General features: G+C 65.4%; 11 protein-coding genes and 2 pseudogenes. 6 read left to right on the top strand and 7 right to left on the bottom strand.

The genetic code is table 11. The annotated features are described in order from the left end of the window. Positions 1 to 322 precede the first annotated feature (322 nt). The 3 genes from AB6724_RS20065 (at position 323) to AB6724_RS20055 (ending at position 10,062) form a co-directional block, all read left to right on the top strand. The gene (locus AB6724_RS20065) at positions 323 to 6,547 is read left to right on the top strand and encodes a DUF4347 domain-containing protein (RefSeq protein WP_369340310.1); all 6,225 of its coding nucleotides are present in this window, start codon (positions 323 to 325) and stop codon (positions 6,545 to 6,547) included. 75 nt (positions 6,548 to 6,622) lie between these two features. Further along, positions 6,623 to 7,945 carry an efflux RND transporter periplasmic adaptor subunit gene (locus AB6724_RS20060; RefSeq protein ID WP_369340309.1) on the top strand — a complete coding sequence of 441 codons (1,323 nt, stop codon included), beginning with the start codon at positions 6,623 to 6,625 and terminating at the stop codon, positions 7,943 to 7,945. Positions 7,946 to 7,947: 2 nt separating this feature from the next. After that, positions 7,948 to 10,062, top strand: coding sequence for a site-2 protease family protein (locus AB6724_RS20055; protein WP_369340308.1), 2,115 nt, complete (start codon positions 7,948 to 7,950; stop codon positions 10,060 to 10,062). Positions 10,063 to 10,266: 204 nt separating this feature from the next. Here AB6724_RS20055 and AB6724_RS20050 read toward each other — a convergent pair whose 3' ends face one another. Further along, positions 10,267 to 11,412, bottom strand: a complete 1,146-nt coding sequence (locus tag AB6724_RS20050) for an AAA family ATPase (protein WP_369340307.1) — start codon at positions 11,410 to 11,412, stop codon at positions 10,267 to 10,269. A gap of 67 nt (positions 11,413 to 11,479) precedes the next feature. Beyond that, the gene (locus tag AB6724_RS20045) at positions 11,480 to 12,316 is read right to left on the bottom strand and encodes an RNA ligase family protein (RefSeq protein ID WP_369340306.1); all 837 of its coding nucleotides are present in this window, start codon (positions 12,314 to 12,316) and stop codon (positions 11,480 to 11,482) included. A gap of 637 nt (positions 12,317 to 12,953) precedes the next feature. Between AB6724_RS20045 and AB6724_RS20040 the strand changes: the two genes are divergently transcribed. The 3 genes from AB6724_RS20040 (at position 12,954) to phnE (ending at position 16,327) form a co-directional block, all read left to right on the top strand. Further along, the gene (locus AB6724_RS20040) at positions 12,954 to 13,835 is read left to right on the top strand and encodes a putative selenate ABC transporter substrate-binding protein (protein ID WP_369340305.1); all 882 of its coding nucleotides are present in this window, start codon (positions 12,954 to 12,956) and stop codon (positions 13,833 to 13,835) included. Positions 13,836 to 13,913: 78 nt separating this feature from the next. Then, positions 13,914 to 14,753 carry a phosphonate ABC transporter ATP-binding protein gene (locus tag AB6724_RS20035; protein ID WP_369340304.1) on the top strand — a complete coding sequence of 280 codons (840 nt, stop codon included), beginning with the start codon at positions 13,914 to 13,916 and terminating at the stop codon, positions 14,751 to 14,753. After that, positions 14,744 to 16,327, top strand: coding sequence for a phosphonate ABC transporter, permease protein PhnE (gene phnE / locus AB6724_RS20030; RefSeq protein WP_369340303.1), 1,584 nt, complete (start codon positions 14,744 to 14,746; stop codon positions 16,325 to 16,327). The genes AB6724_RS20035 and phnE overlap by 10 nt, the downstream gene beginning before the upstream one ends. On the opposite strand, the gene AB6724_RS20025 is transcribed toward phnE, so the two are convergent. From AB6724_RS20025 to AB6724_RS20005, 5 genes and pseudogenes are all read right to left on the bottom strand, one after another. Continuing rightward, positions 16,324 to 16,653, bottom strand: a complete 330-nt coding sequence (locus tag AB6724_RS20025) for a hypothetical protein (RefSeq protein WP_369340302.1) — start codon at positions 16,651 to 16,653, stop codon at positions 16,324 to 16,326. The two genes, phnE and AB6724_RS20025, sit on opposite strands and share 4 nt — an antisense overlap. 106 nt (positions 16,654 to 16,759) lie before the next feature. After that, positions 16,760 to 17,380 (bottom strand): annotated as a pseudogene (locus tag AB6724_RS20020) (MFS transporter); the annotation flags it as partial. Between the two features lie 135 nt (positions 17,381 to 17,515). Next, positions 17,516 to 18,481 (bottom strand): MFS transporter, encoded by a 966-nt coding sequence (locus tag AB6724_RS20015; RefSeq protein ID WP_369340301.1) that lies wholly within the window; start codon positions 18,479 to 18,481, stop codon positions 17,516 to 17,518. A gap of 52 nt (positions 18,482 to 18,533) precedes the next feature. Beyond that, positions 18,534 to 18,680: pseudogene (locus AB6724_RS20010) on the bottom strand (MFS transporter); the annotation flags it as partial. Positions 18,681 to 18,815: 135 nt separating this feature from the next. Continuing rightward, complete coding sequence (locus AB6724_RS20005; protein ID WP_369340300.1) at positions 18,816 to 19,289, bottom strand: MarR family winged helix-turn-helix transcriptional regulator; 474 nt, start codon at positions 19,287 to 19,289, stop codon at positions 18,816 to 18,818. Positions 19,290 to 19,325 lie beyond the last annotated feature (36 nt).

The raw sequence follows: 19,325 nt of genomic DNA, 5'->3' as shown, positions 1-19,325 counted from the left end.
AGTCCGTGAAGGTCAATGCGGCCATCCACGGCAAGTTTACGGAGCTGATCGCCGGCATGAGCGGGCAGGTGCTGATGGCTCCGCCCCAGGCAAACAAGCCCTAAGCACCACAAATTCAGGAGCTGCCTGCACTGTCATTGAAATGGTTCTGACGCATTTCTCCATTGCAGCCAAGGAAATCAGTACGCAGGCAGCTCATGTTTCGATAGTCACACAGGCAAGACCGCAACCCGCGTGGGTGACACAAGCCGGACAGGCAGCACTGGGCCGGACCTGAGAGCACCCCGGTGCCTCCTCACCAGCGCACAGGAAGGACATTTTGATGAACCGCGAACACCGCCCCTTCTGGAGTCGCCTGGCACAGGCGCTGCCCCTGCAACCGGAATCTGCCCCCAGGGCGTTGCCTCGGACCAGCGTGGCACGCCCGCTGGCGCTGGAGCAGCGCTTCATGTTCGATGGCGCAGCAGTCTCCGCGGCCGCCGATGCAACGCACGCTGTACCTGACAGCCACCCAGCCGACCAAGCAGAGCACGCAGCCCCGCTACCGCTGCACGCGCTGATGGCCGAAGCCGCAAAAGCGAGCGCCTCCGGTTCCACAGAGCGCCACGAGGTGGTTTTCGTTGAAAGCAATGTGCAGAACTACCAGCAGCTGGTCAACGCACTTCCGGCCAATGCGGAAGTCGTGGTGCTCGACAGCAGCAAGGATGGCCTGAGCCAGATTGCTCAGTACCTCCAGGGACGCCATGGCATAGACGCCATCCATATCCTCTCCCACGGCCAGCGTGCAGACCTGATGCTGGGGCGCACCGAATTGACCCTCTCCAGCCTGGACGGCCGGAGCACAGAGCTGGCCGCCATTGGGGACGCGTTAAAGCCCGACGGCGACATACTGCTCTACGGCTGCAACATCGGCGAAGGCACCGAAGGGGCGCGCTTCGTCAGCGAACTGGCGCGCTACACCCATGCCGATGTGGCCGCATCCACCGACGCCACCGGCGCAGCAAGCCTGGGCGGCAACTGGACGCTGGAGCGCAGCAGCGGCCATATCGACGTGGAGGCCCTGCATTTGAGCTACGACGCCCTGCTGGCGCGGCCAATGACGGGTACCACCGATTTCGCCGCTTTGGAGGGCAACACGTACTACTACCCTTCCGGTAGCGTGCTCAGTGCCAGTGATGTCCAAGGCTGGGATTTCTCGCTGCAATTGGCTTTACCGGTTAACGGCAATCAGTCCATTATTGTCGGACGGGACGTGCCAAACACGGTAACGGTGGATGGTACCAGTGATGGCTCTAACCCCATCTCCTATTTCAGCGTCAAGTCCAACGACAACAGCCGCTTCACCCTGAACTCCATCGGGGTTGTGCTGAACGGCTACGATTCCGGCTCCTCCGGCGGTCATTTGCAACTGGTCGGCTATATCAACGGCACCGCAGTCAGTGGCGCAACGCTGACGCTGAACGTGGGTGACGTGTGGCAGGGTAGCGGCGGCTTGGTGACTTTCGATGTATCCGGCAACAGCGCCTTCCAGGGCATTGATTCCTTCCGGGTGTTGGCGGCCAACGGCCATACGGTGACCGGCATGATAGGCATAGGCGCCATCAACGCCATCAACTTCGGTTTTGCGCCGACGCTGACCACCAGCGGCGGCTCCAGCGCCTATAGCAGCGGCAACGGCAGCGCGGTGGTGGTGGACAGCGGCATCACGCTGTCCGACTCCGACAGCAGCACCCAGGCCAGCGCAACGGTGTCCATCACCGGCAATTTCCACAGCGGCGAGGACGTGCTGGCCTTCACCAACAACGGCAGCACCATGGGCAATATCGCGGCCAGCTACAACAGCGGCACCGGAGTGCTGACGCTGACCTCCAGCGGCGCCACGGCGACGCTGGCGCAATGGCAGGCGGCGCTGCGCGCGGTGACTTACTCCGACAGCTCGCTGACCCCGAACACCAGCAGCCGCACCATCAGCTTCCAGATCAACGACGGCGCGATCAACAGCAGCGCGGTGACCAAGACGGTGACGGTGGCGCCGGATGCCGCACCGGTGATAGGCAACCTCAACGGCGACAACCCCACCTTCACCGAGAAAGGCGGCGCGGTGAAGCTGGACACCGGCACCGCGGCCACGGTGACGGATAGCGACACCTCCAATTTCAACGGCGGCAACCTGACCGTGCACATCTCCGCCAACGGCCAGAGCGGCCAGGACGTGCTGGGCGTGGACACCAGCGGCACGGTGAGCCTGTCCAGCGGCACCAGCGTGGGCAGCGTGGTGACGGTCGGAGGCGTGTCCATAGGCGTGATCGCCAGCAATGGCGATGGCGTCAGCGGCCATGATCTGATCGTCACTTTCAACAGCAACGCCACCGCGTCGCGGGTGAGCACGCTGGTGGCGGCGCTGACTTACAACAACAGCAGCAACGACCCCGGCACCGCCACCCGCACCATCAATGTCAGCGTCAACGACGGCCGCGGCGGCACCGGCTCCAGCAATGTGACGGTGGCGGTGGCAGCAGTGAATGACCCGCCCACCGCCAGCGCCACCGCCAGCAATCCCACCTTCACCATGGGCGGCTCCGCGGTAGCGGTGTTCAGCGGCGCCAGCGTCAGTGCCGTCGAGTCCAGCCAGAGCATCATCCTGCTGACGCTGACCGTATCCGGCCTGCATGACGGCAGCAGCGAAATCCTGTCCATAGACGGCAGCAATGTGGCGCTGACCAACGGCAACGCGGTGACCACCAGCGGTAACGGTCTGAGCGCTACCGTGTCGCTCAGTGGCGGCACCGCAACCGTATCCATCAGCAGCAGCGGCGGCATTTCCTCCAGCACCGCGGCCAGCGTGATCAACGGCATCAGCTACCGCGACAGCAGCGGCAGCCCCACCGCCGGCAACCGCGTGGTGACGCTGACCAGCGTCAGGGACAACGGCGGCACCAGCAATGGCGGGGTCGACACCACCACACTGGCCTTGGCCTCCACCGTCACCATCGGCGTGGTACCGGTGGTGACCACCAGCGGCGGCAGCGCGACCTTCACCGCCGGCGACAACTCCGCCTCCACCCCGGTGGCGGTGGACGGCGGCCTGACCGTTACCGACAGCGCCAGCCCCACCCTGGCCAGCGCCACCGTGTCCATCACCGGCAACTTCCACAGCGGCGAAGACGTGCTGGCTTTCAGCAACGATGGCAGCACCATGGGCAATATCGTTGCCAGCTACAACGCCGCTACCGGGGTGCTGACGCTGACCTCCAGCGGCGGCAGCGCCACGCTGGCGCAGTGGCAGGCGGCGCTGCGTGCCGTGACCTACACAGACAGCGCGGTGACGCCCAACACCGCCACCCGCACCATCAGCTTCCAGGTCAACGACGGCAGCGCCAGCAGCAGCACGGTGAGCCGCAGCGTGACGGTAGCCGACACCGATCAGACGCCTGTCGCCACCGCCAGTGGCGGCAGCGCGGCCTTCACCGCCGGCGACAACACCACCTCTACCCCGGTGGCGGTGGACCCAGGCATCACGGTCAGCGATCTGGACAACACCACGCTGGCCAGTGCCACCGTGGCCATCATCGGCAACTTCCAGAGCGGCCAGGATGTGCTGGCCTTCAGCAATACCAATAGCAGCGTCTACGGCAATATCGTCGCCAGCTACAACGCGAGCACCGGGGTGCTGACGCTAACCTCCAGCGGCGCGACCGCAACCCTGGTGCAATGGCAGGCGGCGCTGCGCGCGGTGACCTACACCGACAGCGCGGTGAGCCCCAATACCGCCACCCGCACCGTCAGCTTCAGCGTCAACGACGGCAGCAAAAACAGTGCGGCGGCAACGCGCAGCGTGACGGTGACCGCCACCGACCAGACGCCGATCACCACCACCAGCGGCGGCAGCGCGGCCTTCACCGCCGGCGACAATACCACCTCCACGCCGGTGGCGGTGGACGCGGGCATCACGGTCAGCGATCTGGACAACAGCACGCTAGCCAGTGCCACGGTGGCCATTACCGGCAACTTCCACAGCGGTGAGGATGTGCTGGCCTTTACCAATAGCAACACCACCTTGTTTGGCAACATCAGCGCCAGCTACAACAGCGGCACCGGGGTGCTGACGCTGAGCTCCAGCGGCGCCACGGCGACGCTGGCGCAATGGCAGGCGGCGCTGCGCGCGGTCACCTATACCGACAGCGCAGTCACGCCCAACACGGCCACCCGCACCATCAGCTTCAGCGTCAACGACGGCAGCAAGGACAGTGCCACGGTCACGCGCACGGTGACGGTGGCGGCGACCGACCAAACACCGATCACCACCACCACTGGCAGCGCCGGCACGTATGTAGTAGGCAGCGGAGCCACACCGGTGGACGGCGGCCTGACCGTATCCGACCTTGACAACAGCACGCTGGCCAGCGCCACGGTGTCCATCACCGGCAATTTCCACAGCGGCGAGGATGTGCTGGCCTTCACCAACAACGGCAGCACCATGGGCAATATCGCGGCCAGCTACAACAGCGGCACCGGAGTGCTGACGCTGACCTCCAGCGGCGCCACGGCGACGCTGGCGCAGTGGCAGGCGGCCCTGCGTGCGGTCACTTACAACGACACCTCGGGTTCGCCCAATACCGCCACCCGCACCATCGGTTTCAGCGTCAGTGACGGCACTAAAACCAGCGCGACAGCAAGCCGGGCGATAGCGGTGCAGTTGCTTCCACCTAGCGTCAGCGGTTTGACCTCTGGCACCGATACCGGCAGCAGCCATAGCGACGGCATCACCAGCAACACCACGCCTACGGTTACCGGCACCGCAATCGCCAACGGCACCGTCCAGATTTATGTCGACGGCGTGTTGATCGACGGGGTGACTGCCGATGGCAGCGGGGCCTGGAGCTATAGTTTCGTTTCCGGCCTGACGCCCGGCGCGCATGCCATCACCGCCGTGGTCAGCAGTGGCGGCGTCAGCAGCGGCCAGTCCGGCGCCTATAACGTAGTGATCGACACCAGCGCGCCGTCCACGCCTTCCGGCGTGGCCTTGAGCACGGCGACGGATACGGGTAGCAACCACAGTGACGGCATCACCGCCAACAACCGGCCGACGATCATCGGCATGGCCGAAGCCGGCAGCACGGTGACGGTGTATGTGGATGGAACGGCGGTGGGCACCGCGACGGCAGACGGCAGCGGCGCCTGGAGCTACAACATCGCCACGCCCTTGAGAGCCGGCAATCATAGCATCCGCACCACGGCGACCGACCTGGCCGGCAACGCCAGCGGTCAGTCGACGGCTTATAGCATTACCGTGGACACCAGCGCGCCGGCTGCGCCCGGCGGCGTCAGCCTGAGCAGCGCCACCGATACCGGTAGCAGCAACAGCGACGGTATCACCGCCAACAACCGGCCGACGATCATCGGCACGGCCGAAGCCGGCAGCACGGTGACGGTCTATATCGATGGCGTGGCGGTAGGCAGCACCACGGCCAATGGCAGCGGCGCCTGGAGCTACAGCGTTGAAAGCCCGCTGGCCGACGGCAACCACAGCCTGCGCGCCACCGCCACGAATGCGGCCGGTAATGTCAGCGGCCAGTCCACCTCGCACAGCATCACCGTGGACACCAGCGCACCGGCAACTCCACAGCTCGAGCTGGATCAATCCACGCAGGCAAACGGGCGCCAGGTTTCCCTCACAGGCCTGGTCCACATCTCCGGGCTTGAAGCCGGATCCAGCTGGCAATATTCGCTGGACGGTGGCACCTCGTGGATGACGGGCCAAGGCAATGCTCTGCAGCTTTCGGGACCGGGAGCGCACAACCTGGTGGTCCGGCAAATAGATGCGGCGGGAAATGCCTCGGGCCCGGTCACGCTGAATTTCACGGTTGAGTCTTTGATTCCTCCCGCTCTGCAACCGCAGGAGTCGGTGGCCGCAGCCCCCCTGGGGTTGCCAACCACACCGTTTCAACCTTCTGAAGTCCCTCTCTCCAGAGCCGATTTTCTGCACGTCGAACCAACCTCGCTGCGTCCCAACTCCCCTGCACAAAACGAGGCATTTCTTCGCTCGACCAGTGCCATGGGATATGGACTGCCCTCCATTCTTCCCTTGGGCGATCTCAATGACAGGATGGCTCTTTCCGGCATGCAGGCCACAGGGATGCTTCCATCAGCAGCGGAGACACCCCTCTATTTCCTCCCCGTGTCGGCAGGCTCCGCTTCGACACTGAATCTGCACGCACTGTTCCTCGGCCCGGAGTCCACCTCGAAGGACTTGTCGCTCCAGTTCAACTTTGTCGGGCAACAACTCATACCGGGCTGGATTCAACTGGACCCGAGCACGGGAAAGCTGTCCGTCAATGCACCAAAGAACCTCCACACCACACTGGTTCTGCACATCAAGGTCATTGACGGACAAGGACATGAGTCGATCAAGACTGTCAAGCTGGTGATTGGCGATGCACGCACCACCTCTTCACCGGCTCCTGGGCGCGCCGGGTTGAGCGAAAAAATGGCAAATGCGGCCAAGCGGCAGGCCGGGGATCGACTGCCGATGTACGCCCATGGCTAAGTATTTGGAGCCCGCATCGAATGCGGAACTGCGACGATGAATGCAGCTGTTTCGCCTCAGAACGTGAACCCGGCCATGCTGCTGCTGGAGCTCGGACACCGGGCCCGAGCCGCTGGCAGCAGTGCCGAACTCAATTTTTTGCTGGTCAACGACAGCCGTTTGCTGACGCCCTATCGGCAGTCCTGCCTTTGGCTGCATCAAGGCGGGATCATGGCACTCTCCGGTGTCATTGAACCCGATGCAAACACGCCGTATGCCCAATGGCTGGGCCGCTTGTGCAAATTTTTGCATGCGCAGGAGCAGACATCGGTTCGAGCCATAGAGCCGTCCGAGCTGCCTCCCGAACTGGCCAAGCCCTGGGGCGAATGGCTCGCTGCCAATGCGATATGGGTTCCGTTGCAGGAGGATACCGAGCAAGGCCTGTCGCATGGCGGGCTTTTGCTCTCGGGACCTCAGGCCTTCGATGCCCAGCGCTTCCCACTTCTGGCCGAATGGGGGCGCATCTGGCTTCACGCCCATGAGGCGATATCGGCCAGACGGCCCAGGTTCTGGTGGAAGCCGCCGGCATCACCCGCAGTCTCTAAGAAGTGGTGGCACCGCAAATCCGTCCTGGCCCTTGCCGCCATCGCTCTGGCGAGTGCGCTGCCCGTGCATCTGACCGTTCTGGCCCCCGGTGAGCTGGTAGCCGCCCAACCCGTGGTGCTGAGGGCCCCACTGGACGGCGTCATCGACAAGGTTCACGTCCAACCCAACCAGATGGTACGCAAAGGCCAGCCCTTGTTTGGCCTGGACGAGGCCCAGATCGGCAGCCGCCTGGAGGTTGCCCAGCAGGCGCTCCTGACGGCAGAGGCCGAATACCGGCAATCTGCCCAGTTGGCATTGGGCGATGCGCGCTCCAAGTCCCAGCTCGCGGCGCTGGTGGGGCGCATCGGCGAAAAGCGTGCAGAGCTGGAATACCTTGCGGATCAGCGCAGCCGCAGCCGTGTGCTCGCGCCCGAAGACGGCATGGTGCTGTTTGACTCGCCCACCGAATGGATTGGCAAGCCGGTTCAGACCGGCGAACGCGTCATGCGCATCGCCCGCCCCGAAGAAGTGGAGATCGAGGCCTGGGTGCCCATAGGCGATGCCATTCCACTGGCGGCCGATGCTCCGGTACAGCTATATCTTGCCGCTAACCCCATGTCGAACCTGGAAGGCAAGCTCCGATACATGGCCTATGACGCCAGTGCCAGGCCGGATGGCAGCTATGCCTATCGAATGCGCGCGGCAATGGCGCCCGGACAGCAGGCCCGTATCGGGCTCAAGGGCACTGCCAAGCTGCAGGGCAGCTGGGTACCTTTGGCTTACTGGATTCTGCGCAAACCCTTGGCTGTGGTACGCCAGTTCATCGCATGGTAGGCATGAACTCGGACTGGGCGCTTCTGCGCGAGGAACTGGATCTGCTGCCCGGTCCGGTGCTGCCCGACGGCCAGCCCAGCTGGACCCTGCATGACCCGGTGCGGAATCTCTTCTTTCAGCTGGACTGGGCCAGCTTCGAGATATTCAAGCGCTGGCATATGAGAGCCCCGGAGGCCATTGCGCAAGACATCGCGAATCACACAACCTTGTCGGTCGGCAAGGACGACATCAATGCCCTGCTGCAGTTCGCTCAGCGGAATGAGCTGCTCCAGCCGCCACCGCATAGCGCGGGCAAGCTGGCACAGCAATGGCAATCCAGGCGCTCGACATGGATGCAGTGGCTGTTGCACAACTACCTGTTCCTCAGAATTCCACTCGTCAAGCCCGACCGCTGGCTGGGACGATGGGAACCCCGCCTGGAGTTTCTGTTCGGCAGCACCTTTCTCCGGCTGAGCGCGCTGGCACTGATCGCAGGCCTCTGGGGCGTTTCGCGCTCCTGGGGGGAGTTCACGGCCACGCTCGTCGACTCGCTCACCTGGCAAGGGCTGCTTGCCTATGGCATGACTCTGGGCCTGGTGAAAGTGCTGCATGAACTCGGCCATGGATTCACCGCCAAGCGTTTTGGTTGCCGCGTACCGACCATGGGCGTGGCTTTTCTGGTGATGTGGCCGGTCGCCTATACCGACACCAACGAAGTCTGGAAGCTCACCCGGCGCGACCAGCGCCTCAAGGTGGCAGGAGCCGGCATTCTGACCGAGCTGCTCATTGCCGCCTGGGCCCTGCTGGCCTGGGTATGGCTGCCCGAAGGAACTCCCAAGTCCATGGCTTTTCTGCTGGCCACCACAACCTGGGTCAGCACCTTGACCATCAATGCCAGTCCCTTCATGCGCTTTGACGGCTATTTTCTGCTGTCGGACTGGCTGCAGATGCCCAATCTGCATGCCAGAGCCTTTGCGCTTGCGCGCTGGGATTTGAGAGAACGGCTGTTCAAGCTCGGCGAGCCCGCGCCGGAATCCTTCTCCACGCCCAAACGCCAAAGCCTGATCCTGTTTGCCTGGGCCACCTGGATCTACCGCTTGGTGCTGTTTCTGGGGATTGCCGCCCTGGTCTATCACTTCTTTATCAAGGCCCTGGGCATTCTGTTGTTCCTGGTGGAGATTGTGTGGTTTGTGGCCAAGCCCCTATGGTCCGAGATCTCGGCCTGGCATCTGCGCTGGCCACGGATTATGCGCAGCCGCCGGGCGCGCTGGAGCGCCATCGCGTTGCTGCTGTTCGTCAGCCTGTTCTGCGCGCCCTGGCCCGCCCCGGTGCGCACCGAAGGAATGCTGCAATCCAGCGATGTCTGGCCTTTGCATGCCTTGGAAGCATCGCAGCTGCAAAAGCAGCTGGTGCAGGATGCTTACCCGGTCGTGACCGATGCCTCCGTGTTTGTCCTGGACTCGCCCTCTTTGCTGGCCGCACAGGCCCAAAGCCACGCTCAGTGGACGCAGTACTCGCAGCAGATGGCCGCTGCAGGTTTTGACACGGAGCTGCGCCGGGACTGGCAGGTCCTTCAGGAGCGCCAAGCCCAGGCGGCCGCTCAGCAATCGGCGGTGGAGACCGAAGCCAGCCGCTATCACCTGAATGCTGCAGGTATAGGCTCGCTCAGAGACGTCGATCCGGACCTCAGACCGGGAGAATGGCTGGCCCGCCGCGAATTGCTGGGCAAAGTCGTGGGGAACGAACGGCTCGAAATTCTGGCCTATGTGCAGGAAGAAGACCTTCAACGCATCAGCCCGGGAGACAGCGCCATCTTCATCGCCGACGGCGGGACCGGGCCGGCGCTTGATCTCAAGGTGCGCAGCATCGATCAGGATGCGACTCGCACGCTCACAGAGGCTGCCCTGGCCACCATGGCCGGGGGAAATATCCCGGTCAGAAGCATGCAAGGCTTTCTATACCCTGAACGCCCGGTCTATCGCGTCGTGCTCGATGTGACAACGCCGCAGCCGGCGGACCATGCGACGCTGCAACACCGCTGGCGCGGCAGAGTCAGCATACGAGGGCGCTGGGAAGCGCCGGCAGCGCAGTTTGCGAAAACAGCTGCCAGTGTTTTCTGGAGAGAAACTGGTTTTTGATATCGCCAGGGCAGCCTCCTTCATTCACATCGGAGGGTACGTCGCACGCGTTCTCCTCGATTCTGCAGCCCTCAGGCAGGCCATGGCGCGGGCTCCGCACGGAGATGTCCACGGCACAAGGCACTTGAAGCCGGAGCCGTTGGGGAATTAAACGCTGGTGACAAGAGGCCGGCCTTCGGGCCGGCCCCTTGTTTTCCGCCCCGGCTATTCATTGAGCAGCAGCTGCAGCCCATGCGCCTCGGTGGGCAGCGGCACCTCCCAGCGCGGCAGCATGCGCAGCAGGGCCGCATTGCTCAGTGTGGTGTCGCGCCGGCTGTTGCGTGCCAGCAGCACCGATTTGCTCGCTTCCAAATGCACCAGCTCCACCCGCGCCCCATAGGCCAGGCACAGGTCCAGCGTCTTGCCGCGCATCTGCCTGGACAGATGCGTGGCATTCCAGACAAACGAAGCCTTGGCACGCAGCAGGCTCTTGGCCTTGTCCATGGCACGATGAGCGGCAGCGCCCTCGTTCTCGCCATGGTGCAGGCCCAGTTCGGTGCGCGCATCGTCAAACGAGACCACGGGCAGCCCGCTATGATGCTGCGCCACCCAGCGGTTCTTGCCCGCCGCGGGCAGGCCGCACATGACGATGACGCGCGAGCCCGGCTCCTCATGCAGCGCGTAATCGGGATGCAGCTCGGCGCCGCGGAAATAGCGCACGGCCGTCTCGGCCGAGGCAAAGCTGCGTGGCGAACGCAGACAGCCCTCTTCCAGCGCCAGCTCCCGGAACAGCTCGATATTCACCAGCACCTTGCCCACATCGGGGCAGATGCGGCCGCGAATATCGGCCCGCGCCAGCAGGGCCAGCAGATGCAGGTCCACCTGCCAGGACAGCTCGCGAACCATGAACTCGGGCGAAACGCCGCGCCGCGAATCGGCAAACGCGAAGAACGGTACCTGATGCACGGCAATCAGGCGGCAGATGGCCTCGCGCTGGGCCACGGGAGCCCCCGCCTCCCAGAGCATGAGCCGCGCATCCAGCGCTCCCCGGCGCGAATGTCCGGGCTGCGAGATGCGGCCGTCGTCGGCTATCTGCGTGGTCGAGCACTTGGCTACATCGTGCAGCAGCGCAGCCAGAAAGACCGTTTCGCGCTCCTCATCCGTGAGCAGCGCATAGTCGCTGTCCTGCAGCAGCTCGCGCACCACCATCTGCGTATGGGTCCAGACATCGCCCTCGGCATGGAACACCGGGTCTTGCGGCGTGGTCTTGGCCAGCTCCAGTTGCGCAAAGGCGTCCAGGCAGGCCGCCCAGTCCACCATGTCACGAGCGGAATGCGGCACCAGGGCCGCGATCTGTTTCCAGCTCCACATAAAAATCTCCTCTCCACAGTCTTGTGAACCATGGTTTTGATAGCTACCAGCGCTTGATGGACAAGCGCTACCAGCTTTTTTGAATCGCATTGGCAAAGATGTCGACGCCGGCGCGCAGGCCGTTGGCGACGATGGGCCGCTCGCTGTGGTGCGAGCCCGACTCGAGAATCGTCTGCACAAAGTCGCAGCGCACGAACTTGTAGCGCGCCACGGTCCGGCCGCCCTCCTCGACCTTGAGGTACAGGCCCTCAGCCAGATCGGAGCCGTCGGTCTGGCGCCAGGCCAGCGGCAGATCCAGCTTCTGCCTGCGCACCTGCTCCTCGAACACGGACTTCCAGCGCGCGCTGCGTGCCAGCGAGGGTGCGAGCAGCGCCAGCAGGTCCTGGATGCGCCTTGGAGCGATGCCGCTGTAGAGCACGGGCACGGAGACCACGGGGACCTCGGCCAGCAGCGCGTGGCGGCGCGGCGTGTCCAGAAACTGCTGCGCCCTGCGATCCCAGATGTCGAACTCGCAAAACCAGTGCGGCAGCGCGTCGTAGAACAGCGAATGCTTGGCGTACAGCCACTCGCCGTACATGATGTAGCGCTCGTCCAGCAGCGCCATCAGCGCGGCCTCGTGAGCCCTGGCCCACTGCTTGTAGGCATTGAACTGGCGCTCGCGCCCGCCCATCTGCTCGGTTTGCAGATAGTGGCCGCGCGACTGCAACAGCAGGCTGCCGTCGCCGCCAAAGCTCAGCGCCGCATTGGCGCCGTCTAGCTTTTCCTCGACCACGATATGGCGGCCGGCCAGCGCTTCATAGGGCACGGCATCGCCCTGGTCGCCGGCTTGCAGGCGCGAGCCGCGCAGATGTGGCGTACGCGGGTATTTGAGAATCTCCAGATTGAATAGATGTTGTGAAGTCATGTTGTGCTTTCAGGCATTGAAACGCCTGCGCTGCAAGCAGCACAGGACAAGAAAGCCAACGACCAGGGTCTGGTTACCCAGCGCCGCGATGCAGCGAAGACAGCGAATGCCGGCCATCCCGTCGAGGACGGGTCAGGTCATTCGTGAAACAGAGTGGCGGGAGATCAGCGGCCGTATGCCGGCAAAGGCATGCAGCGCACATGGGGGAGGCACCAAGCGAGAGGACCTGGGCCGCCGCGCAGCCACGCACCGCAGCACGCACGCGGTTTCCGGGGGGATTCCGGAGATCGGCGTGCGACAAAGTCGTTTAGCAGAAACGATGGCGGTGGGACATGATGCACCTCGAAAATGAGAGCGGATAACGCAGGTGGAGTAAAGGCTGGCGAGTGTAGGCGTTTATGCAGCGGCTTGCCAAGCCGGCATTGGCGGCACTGTTGCGCAAAGAAAACATAGGCCCGCGGCCGGACTGCATGCGCGCTCTATCCAAACCCGGCGACGGGGCTTTGCCCGCTGCCGCACAATGCGCCCCAGCGGTCTGTCGTACCGCTCCCATCCCGGCTGCGCCACCCACCGTGGGCCGCCACTTCATTAAACCGCCGTGTACCCGGACGGCGGTGGCTTTTTGAACGGAGTATTTATGACGCATTCCTTCGCGCGCCGCACGGCGCTGCGCGGCCTGGCCGTTGCCGCGCTCGCCGCTTCGTCTCTGGCTTCCCTGGCCCATGCCGACACGCCCGCCGTGCTGCGCGTCTCGGCCATCCCCGACGAAGCGCCTACCGAGCTGCAGCGCAAGTTCAAGCCCCTGGGCGAATACCTGTCGCAGGCCACGGGCATGAAGGTGGTGTTCACCCCCGTCTCCGACTATGCGGCCGTGGTCGAGTCGCTGGCCACCAAGAAGCTGGACCTGGCCTGGCTGGGCGGCTTCACCTATGTGCAGGCCAAGATCCGCACCCATGGCACGGCCATTCCCATCGTCCAGCGCGCCGAGGACGCGGTGTTCACCAGCAAGTTCATCACCGCCGACCCCAATATCAAGACCCTGGCCGATCTCAAGGGCAAGACCTTTGCCTTCGGCGCGCCCTCGTCCACCTCGGGCAGCCTGATGCCGCGCTACTTCCTGCTCAAGGACGGCCTCAACCCCGAGAAGGACTTCAAGACCGTGGCCTATTCGGGCGCACACGATGCGACCGTGGCCTTCGTGGCCGCAGGCAAGGCCGAGGCCGGCGTGCTCAACACCTCGGTCTGGGACAAGCTGGTCGAGTCCAAGAAGGTGGACACCAGCAAGGTGCACGTGTTCGCCACCACTCCCACCTACTTTGACTACAACTGGACCGTGCGTGGCGACCTGGACCCGGCAATCGTCAAGAAGCTGACCGATGCCTTCCTGGCGCTGGACCCGTCCAAGCCCGAGCACAAGGCCATCATGGAGCTGCAACGCGCCTCCAAGTTCATCCCGACCAAGCCCGAGAACTACGAGGGCACGGAGATGGCAGCCAAGTCGGCAGGCCTGCTCAAATAAGCCAGGCTCCCGGCCTTTTCGACTGCCTACGCTTGCTGCATAAGCGCGGGCAGCTACTGTTTTCAGAGTACTCGGCTCATGAGCCTCATGCTTGACGATGTGGGCCTGACCCACGCCAACGGCTTTGCCGCCCTCTCGGGCATCAAGCTGTCCGTGAACCAGGGCGAGAGCATTGCGCTGATCGGCCCCTCGGGCGCTGGCAAGACTTCGCTGCTCAACACCATGGCCACCGCCTACCTGCCCAGCGCGGGCCGGATGACGGTGCTGGGGCAGGCCGTATCCGCGCAGTCGACGGCGCGCGAACTCAAGGCCTTGCGTGCCCGCATAGGCAGCGTGCACCAGGCCGCGCCGATTCCGCTGCGCCAGCGCGTGGTCACCGCAGTGCTGGCCGGCAGGCTCGGCCAATGGCCGCTGTGGAAGGCGCTGGCCTCGCTGGCCTATCCTCAGGACATAGCGGGCGCGCGCGAGGCACTGGAGCGCGTGCAGCTCGAGGACAAGCTGTTCGCGCGCTGCGACCAGCTCTCGGGCGGCCAGCTGCAGCGCGTGGGCATTGCCCGCGTGCTCTACCAGCAGGCCGAGCTGATCCTGGCCGACGAGCCCGTCTCCGCGCTGGACCCGGCCCTGTCCCTGGCCACGGTGCAGCTGCTGGTGCAGGAAGCCGCCGCGCGCGGGGCCACGCTGGTGGCCAGCCTGCATGCGGTGGACCTGGCCCTGTCCTGCTTTGCACGCATCGTCGGCATACGCGACGGCCGCATCGCCTTCGATCTGCCTGCGGCCCGGGTTGGCGACGCGCAGCTGCAAGCCCTGTATGGCAATGCGGACGGCAGCGCCGTGCCACTGCCCGGCTTGCACAGCATGGTTGCGGCCACGCCGGAAGCCGACGCGGCCGCCATACCCCCGGTGCTTGCATGCCGGTAGACGCGACATCGCGTGGCGTAAAGAGCGCCGCAGCACACCGCGACCCCGCCGCACGCGGCCGCCTGGGCTGGCTGATCCTGGCGCTGGTGCTGCTGTGGCCCATGCTGCAGACCTCGGGCTTCTCGCTGCGGCCCTTCTTCGACGCCAGCAACCTCAAGGTCATAGGCGGTTTTCTCGCCGGCTTTCTGCCGCCCGAAACCGGCGCCGAATTCCTCGGCTATCTGAGCCAGGCCATGCTGGAAACCCTGGCCATCGCCACGGCCGGCATGGCTCTGGCCTTCGCGCTTGCTGCGCCGCTGTCCTATCTGGCCAGCGGCGCAGCGCGCGAGCGCGTCACGCTCAACCCCGTCGCACGCGGTCTGCTTACCGTGCTGCGCGGCATTCCCGAGCTGGTCTGGGCCCTGGTCTTTGTGCGCGTGTTCGGCCTGGGTCCGGCCGCCGGCGTGCTGGCCCTGGGCCTGACCTATGGCGGCATGCTGGCCAAGGTCTATGCCGAGATCCTGGAATCCACCGACCCGGCGCCGGCCCGCGCGCTCGCGGCCTGCGGCGCCGGCCGCCTGCCGGCCCTGCTCTATGGCCTGCTGCCGCAGGCGGCCAAGGAGCTGACCTCGTACACCGTCTACCGCTGGGAATGCGCGATCCGTGCCTCGGTGGTCATGGGTTTTGTGGGCGCGGGTGGCCTGGGCCAGCTCATGGATCAGGCCATGAAGATGCTCAACGGCGGCGAGGCCGCGAGCATTTTGCTGGCCTTTATGCTGCTGGTGGCCGCGGCCGACCTGCTGTCCTGGTGGCTGCGTCGCGCGCTCGACACCCGGCCCGCGGCTCGGGCCCTGCCATTTGGCTGGCGCACCGCTGCCTTCTTGACGGCTTTCTGCGCGGGCCTGTGGGGCAGTCTGCGCCTGCTGGACATGGATCTGGCGGCCCTGTTCACGCCGGATGCGGCCCAGAGCATGGGCGATTTTGTGCGCGGCTTTTTCCCGCCCGACCTGAGCCAGCCCTGGCTGCTCAAGGTGCTCAAGGGCATATGGGAGACGCTGGCGATCTCCATCGTCGGCACCTTGCTCGCCGCCGGCGCCGGGCTGTTGCTGGCCCTGCCGCGCTGGCGCACACCGTGGAATGCGGTGCTCAACATACTGCGCTCCGTGCCCGAGCTGGTCTGGGCCACCATCACGGCCCTGGCCGTGGGTCTGGGGCCGTTTGCGGGCGCATTGGCCCTGGCCTTGCACACGACAGGAGTGCTGGGCCGGCTCTATGCCGAGGCCCTGCAGAACGCGCCCGAGGCGCCCGCGCTCGCGCTGCGCCTTGGCGGCAGCAGCCGCCTGCTGGCGTTCTGCTACGGCACCCTGCCCGGTGCCGCGCCCCAGCTGCTGGCCTATACCCTGTACCGCTGGGAGATGAATATCCGCATGGCCGCGATACTGGGCTTTGTGGGAGCCGGCGGCCTGGGGCAGCTGCTGTACTTCGAGCTGTCCCTGTTCCATTACGCGCAGGCCAGCACGGTGATCCTGGCCATGCTGCTGCTCAGCATTGCCGTGGACTGGAGCAGCGCGGCGCTGCGCCGCGCCATGCGCTAGCCCTGCGCCCCGGCCGCCTGGCGCGATACCGCAAACCGGTAGCTGGCCAGCGCCGCCGCGGTGATTGCGATCTGCGTGACGGCGCAGGCCATGGCAGGGTCCTCGCCCAAGCCCACCAGCTGGGTGCCGATGGCACCCATGGCCATCTGGCCGAAGCCATACAGTCCCGCGGCCGAGCCCGCCAGCCCGGGTGCTGCCGTCAGCGCGCGCGACAGCGCCGCCGGGCTGGCCATGCCCGCCCCCATGGTCATGGTGAAGGTGATGGCCACCAGCAGCGCGCCGTTCAAGCCGCCCAGTCCCTGGACCAGCAGCAGCAACAGCGCCATGCAGCAGCTCAGGCCCGCTCCCGCATACAGGAACAGCTCGGGCCGCAAACCAGCCCACCTGGCTGATCGCGTAGCCCAGCTGCTCGTGCACGATATAGGGCACGGTCGCCAGATACGGGTACAGGGCCGTGCTCGAGCAGGCGCCGCCCAGCATAAAGCCCGCAAAAGCCGGGTTGCGCAGCAGCCGCCCGTAGTCCCGGGCAATGCCGGCCAGCTCCATGGGGCGGCGCTGCGCATGGGTCTCGGGCAGCAGGCGCCAGCTGCAGACCACCATGGCACAGGCCATGCAGACCAGGAACACATAGATGGCGCGCCAGCCGAAATGCTCGGCCAGATAGGAGCCTATGATGGGCGCGAGTCCCGGTCCGACCAGGGTCAGCAGATTGAGCAGGGCCAGATCGCGCGTCACGCGTGCGGGCTCCGAGGTATCGCGCACGATGGCGCGCCCCAGCGTGATGCCCGCCGCCCCGCCCAGGGCCTGGACCAGGCGCGCGGCCAGCAGCCACTGCAGGCTGGGTGCGAACAGCGCCACCAGGCTGGCCCCCAGATACAGGCTCAGCCCCAGCAGCAGCGCGGGCCTGCGGCCCCAGGCATCGGAGATCGGGCCGTAGATCAGCTGCCCCACGGCCAGGCCGATCACATACAGGGTGATGGTCTGCTGCATGCTGGCCGGCGAGGCATGGAGGGCCGCGCCGGCCACCGGCAGGGCCGGCACAAAGACATGCATGGCCATGGTGCCGGCCAGCGTGACCAGCACCAGCAGCCAGATGGGGGCGCGCACCCGCTCGGCAAACACCGGCGCCTCAGCAGCCGTTGCCAGGCCGGCGCCCATGCCGGCATCCCTGTTTTGCTCTCTCATGCTTCACTCCTGTGCGGCGGCCCGCATGCGCGGATGCCGCGCAAACGCCAATCCCAGCACCGTTCCCAACACCATGACCAGGCAGGCAAACGCGGCCACCGCCGCGTTGATGCCCCAGTGGTCGGCAATCCAGCCCACGGCCATCATGGGCAGCATGGAGCCCAGCAGCCCTATCACCTGATAGGTGGACAGCAGGCCCGCACGGTTGTCTGGCCCTGCGATACGCCCCACCATGGTCATGCCGGCCAGCATGGACATGCCATGGCCCGGAGCCGTCAAGGCCACGCCCACGATGAAGATCAGCGTGGAGCCGGCCTGCAGATTGAGCATCAGCAAGGCATTGCTCAGCGCCAGAGCCAGCATGCCCAGCAGGCCGCAGCGGTGCACGGGCAGGCGCGCGGCCAGCAGCTGTATGCCGGCCGACACCAGCAGGATCACGGCAATCGCCGTGCCGCTCACCAACGGTCCATGCCAGCTGACCATGCGCTTCAGAAACAGCGGCGCCATCGATGCATAGAGGCCGAATACGCCAAACGCCACAAACGGGTAGCCGCAACTCAGGACAAAGGCCTGCCCATCCGCGCGCGCAGGCCAGGTCAGGCGCGGCATGCAGTCCTGCCAGCGCAGGCCGCCTTGCCCCTGGGCGGCCTGCTGGGCATGCGACGGCAGCCTGAGCGCGAGCAGCGCGTACACGCCCACCGCGCCCAGCAACAGCGTGGGGATATAGGCGCTCAGCAGCGGCCTAGGCCCCCACTGGCCCACGATGCCGCCGATCAGCGGCCCCAGGCCAAAGCCCAGCACGTTCAGAAAGCTGGCCACCATGGCCAGGCGCTGCGAGGAGCCGCGGCCGCTGCCGGCCAGCGCCGTCAGGCCTATGGTGCCGCTGATGGTGATGAGACTGGAGGACACGCCCACCATGAAGCGCCCCACGATCAGGCTGCCCATGTTCCAGGCCAGCATGGACACCATGCGTGCCCAGCAGGGTGAGCAGCAGGAAGGCCAGCATCACCCGCCTGAAGCCGATGCGGTCCGGCAGCCGCCCCAGGAACAGCAGGCTGCAGAGCCCGCCGCACATGTACAGCACATAGATGGCCGAGATATCGCTGGCCTGCAGATTCCAGGCCTGTTGGTAGAGCGCATACAGCGGGCTGATCAGCGCCGCCCCCATCACGCCCACCACCAGCGCAAAACCCAGGCTCCAGGCGGGGTCCACCCTCAGGCCCGCCGCCGGCTGCAATGCTGTTGTCTCCTGCATTTCCGTCTTTTCTTATATTGAATTGAAACCGGACGCGATTTCCTGATCTCAGAGCTCGCCGAAGCGGCGCGCGATCTTCTCCAGCGTGGCGCGGGTGATGGCCAGTTCCTCGGCGCTGAGGCCGGCCAGGATCTGCTGCTCTATCTCCAGGCTCTTGTCCACGATCTGCGCCGCGGCCTCGCGGCCCCCCGGCGTCAGCGCAATGCGCTTGGTGCGCCGGTCGTCGGGGTCGTTGCTCCAGTCCACCAGCTCCATGCGGCGCAGCTGGTCCAGCACGCGCACCAGCGACGAGGTCTCCAGATGCAGGGCCTGGGCCAGCTCTTTTTGCAGCAGGGCCTGGTCCTTGGCATAGAGCACCACCAGCGGCATGCGCGTGGCGTCCGAGAGGCCCTGCGCCTTGAAGCTCAGATCCACCTGCCGCCGCCACTGGCGATAGACCGAGCCGATCAGGCGCCCGAAGCGCGAACGCACCTGCGCGAGGTCGTGCACCGCCGGCGCCTCGGTTTGAGATTTAGTTTGCATGAAAACTATTATCCGCGAGTTTGCCGCCGGTTGCAC

Origin of the sequence: Comamonas guangdongensis (genome assembly GCF_041079535.1) — a bacterium.
Lineage (GTDB): Bacteria > Pseudomonadota > Gammaproteobacteria > Burkholderiales > Burkholderiaceae_C > Comamonas > Comamonas guangdongensis.
This window is presented reverse-complemented; position numbering and strand designations above follow the sequence as displayed.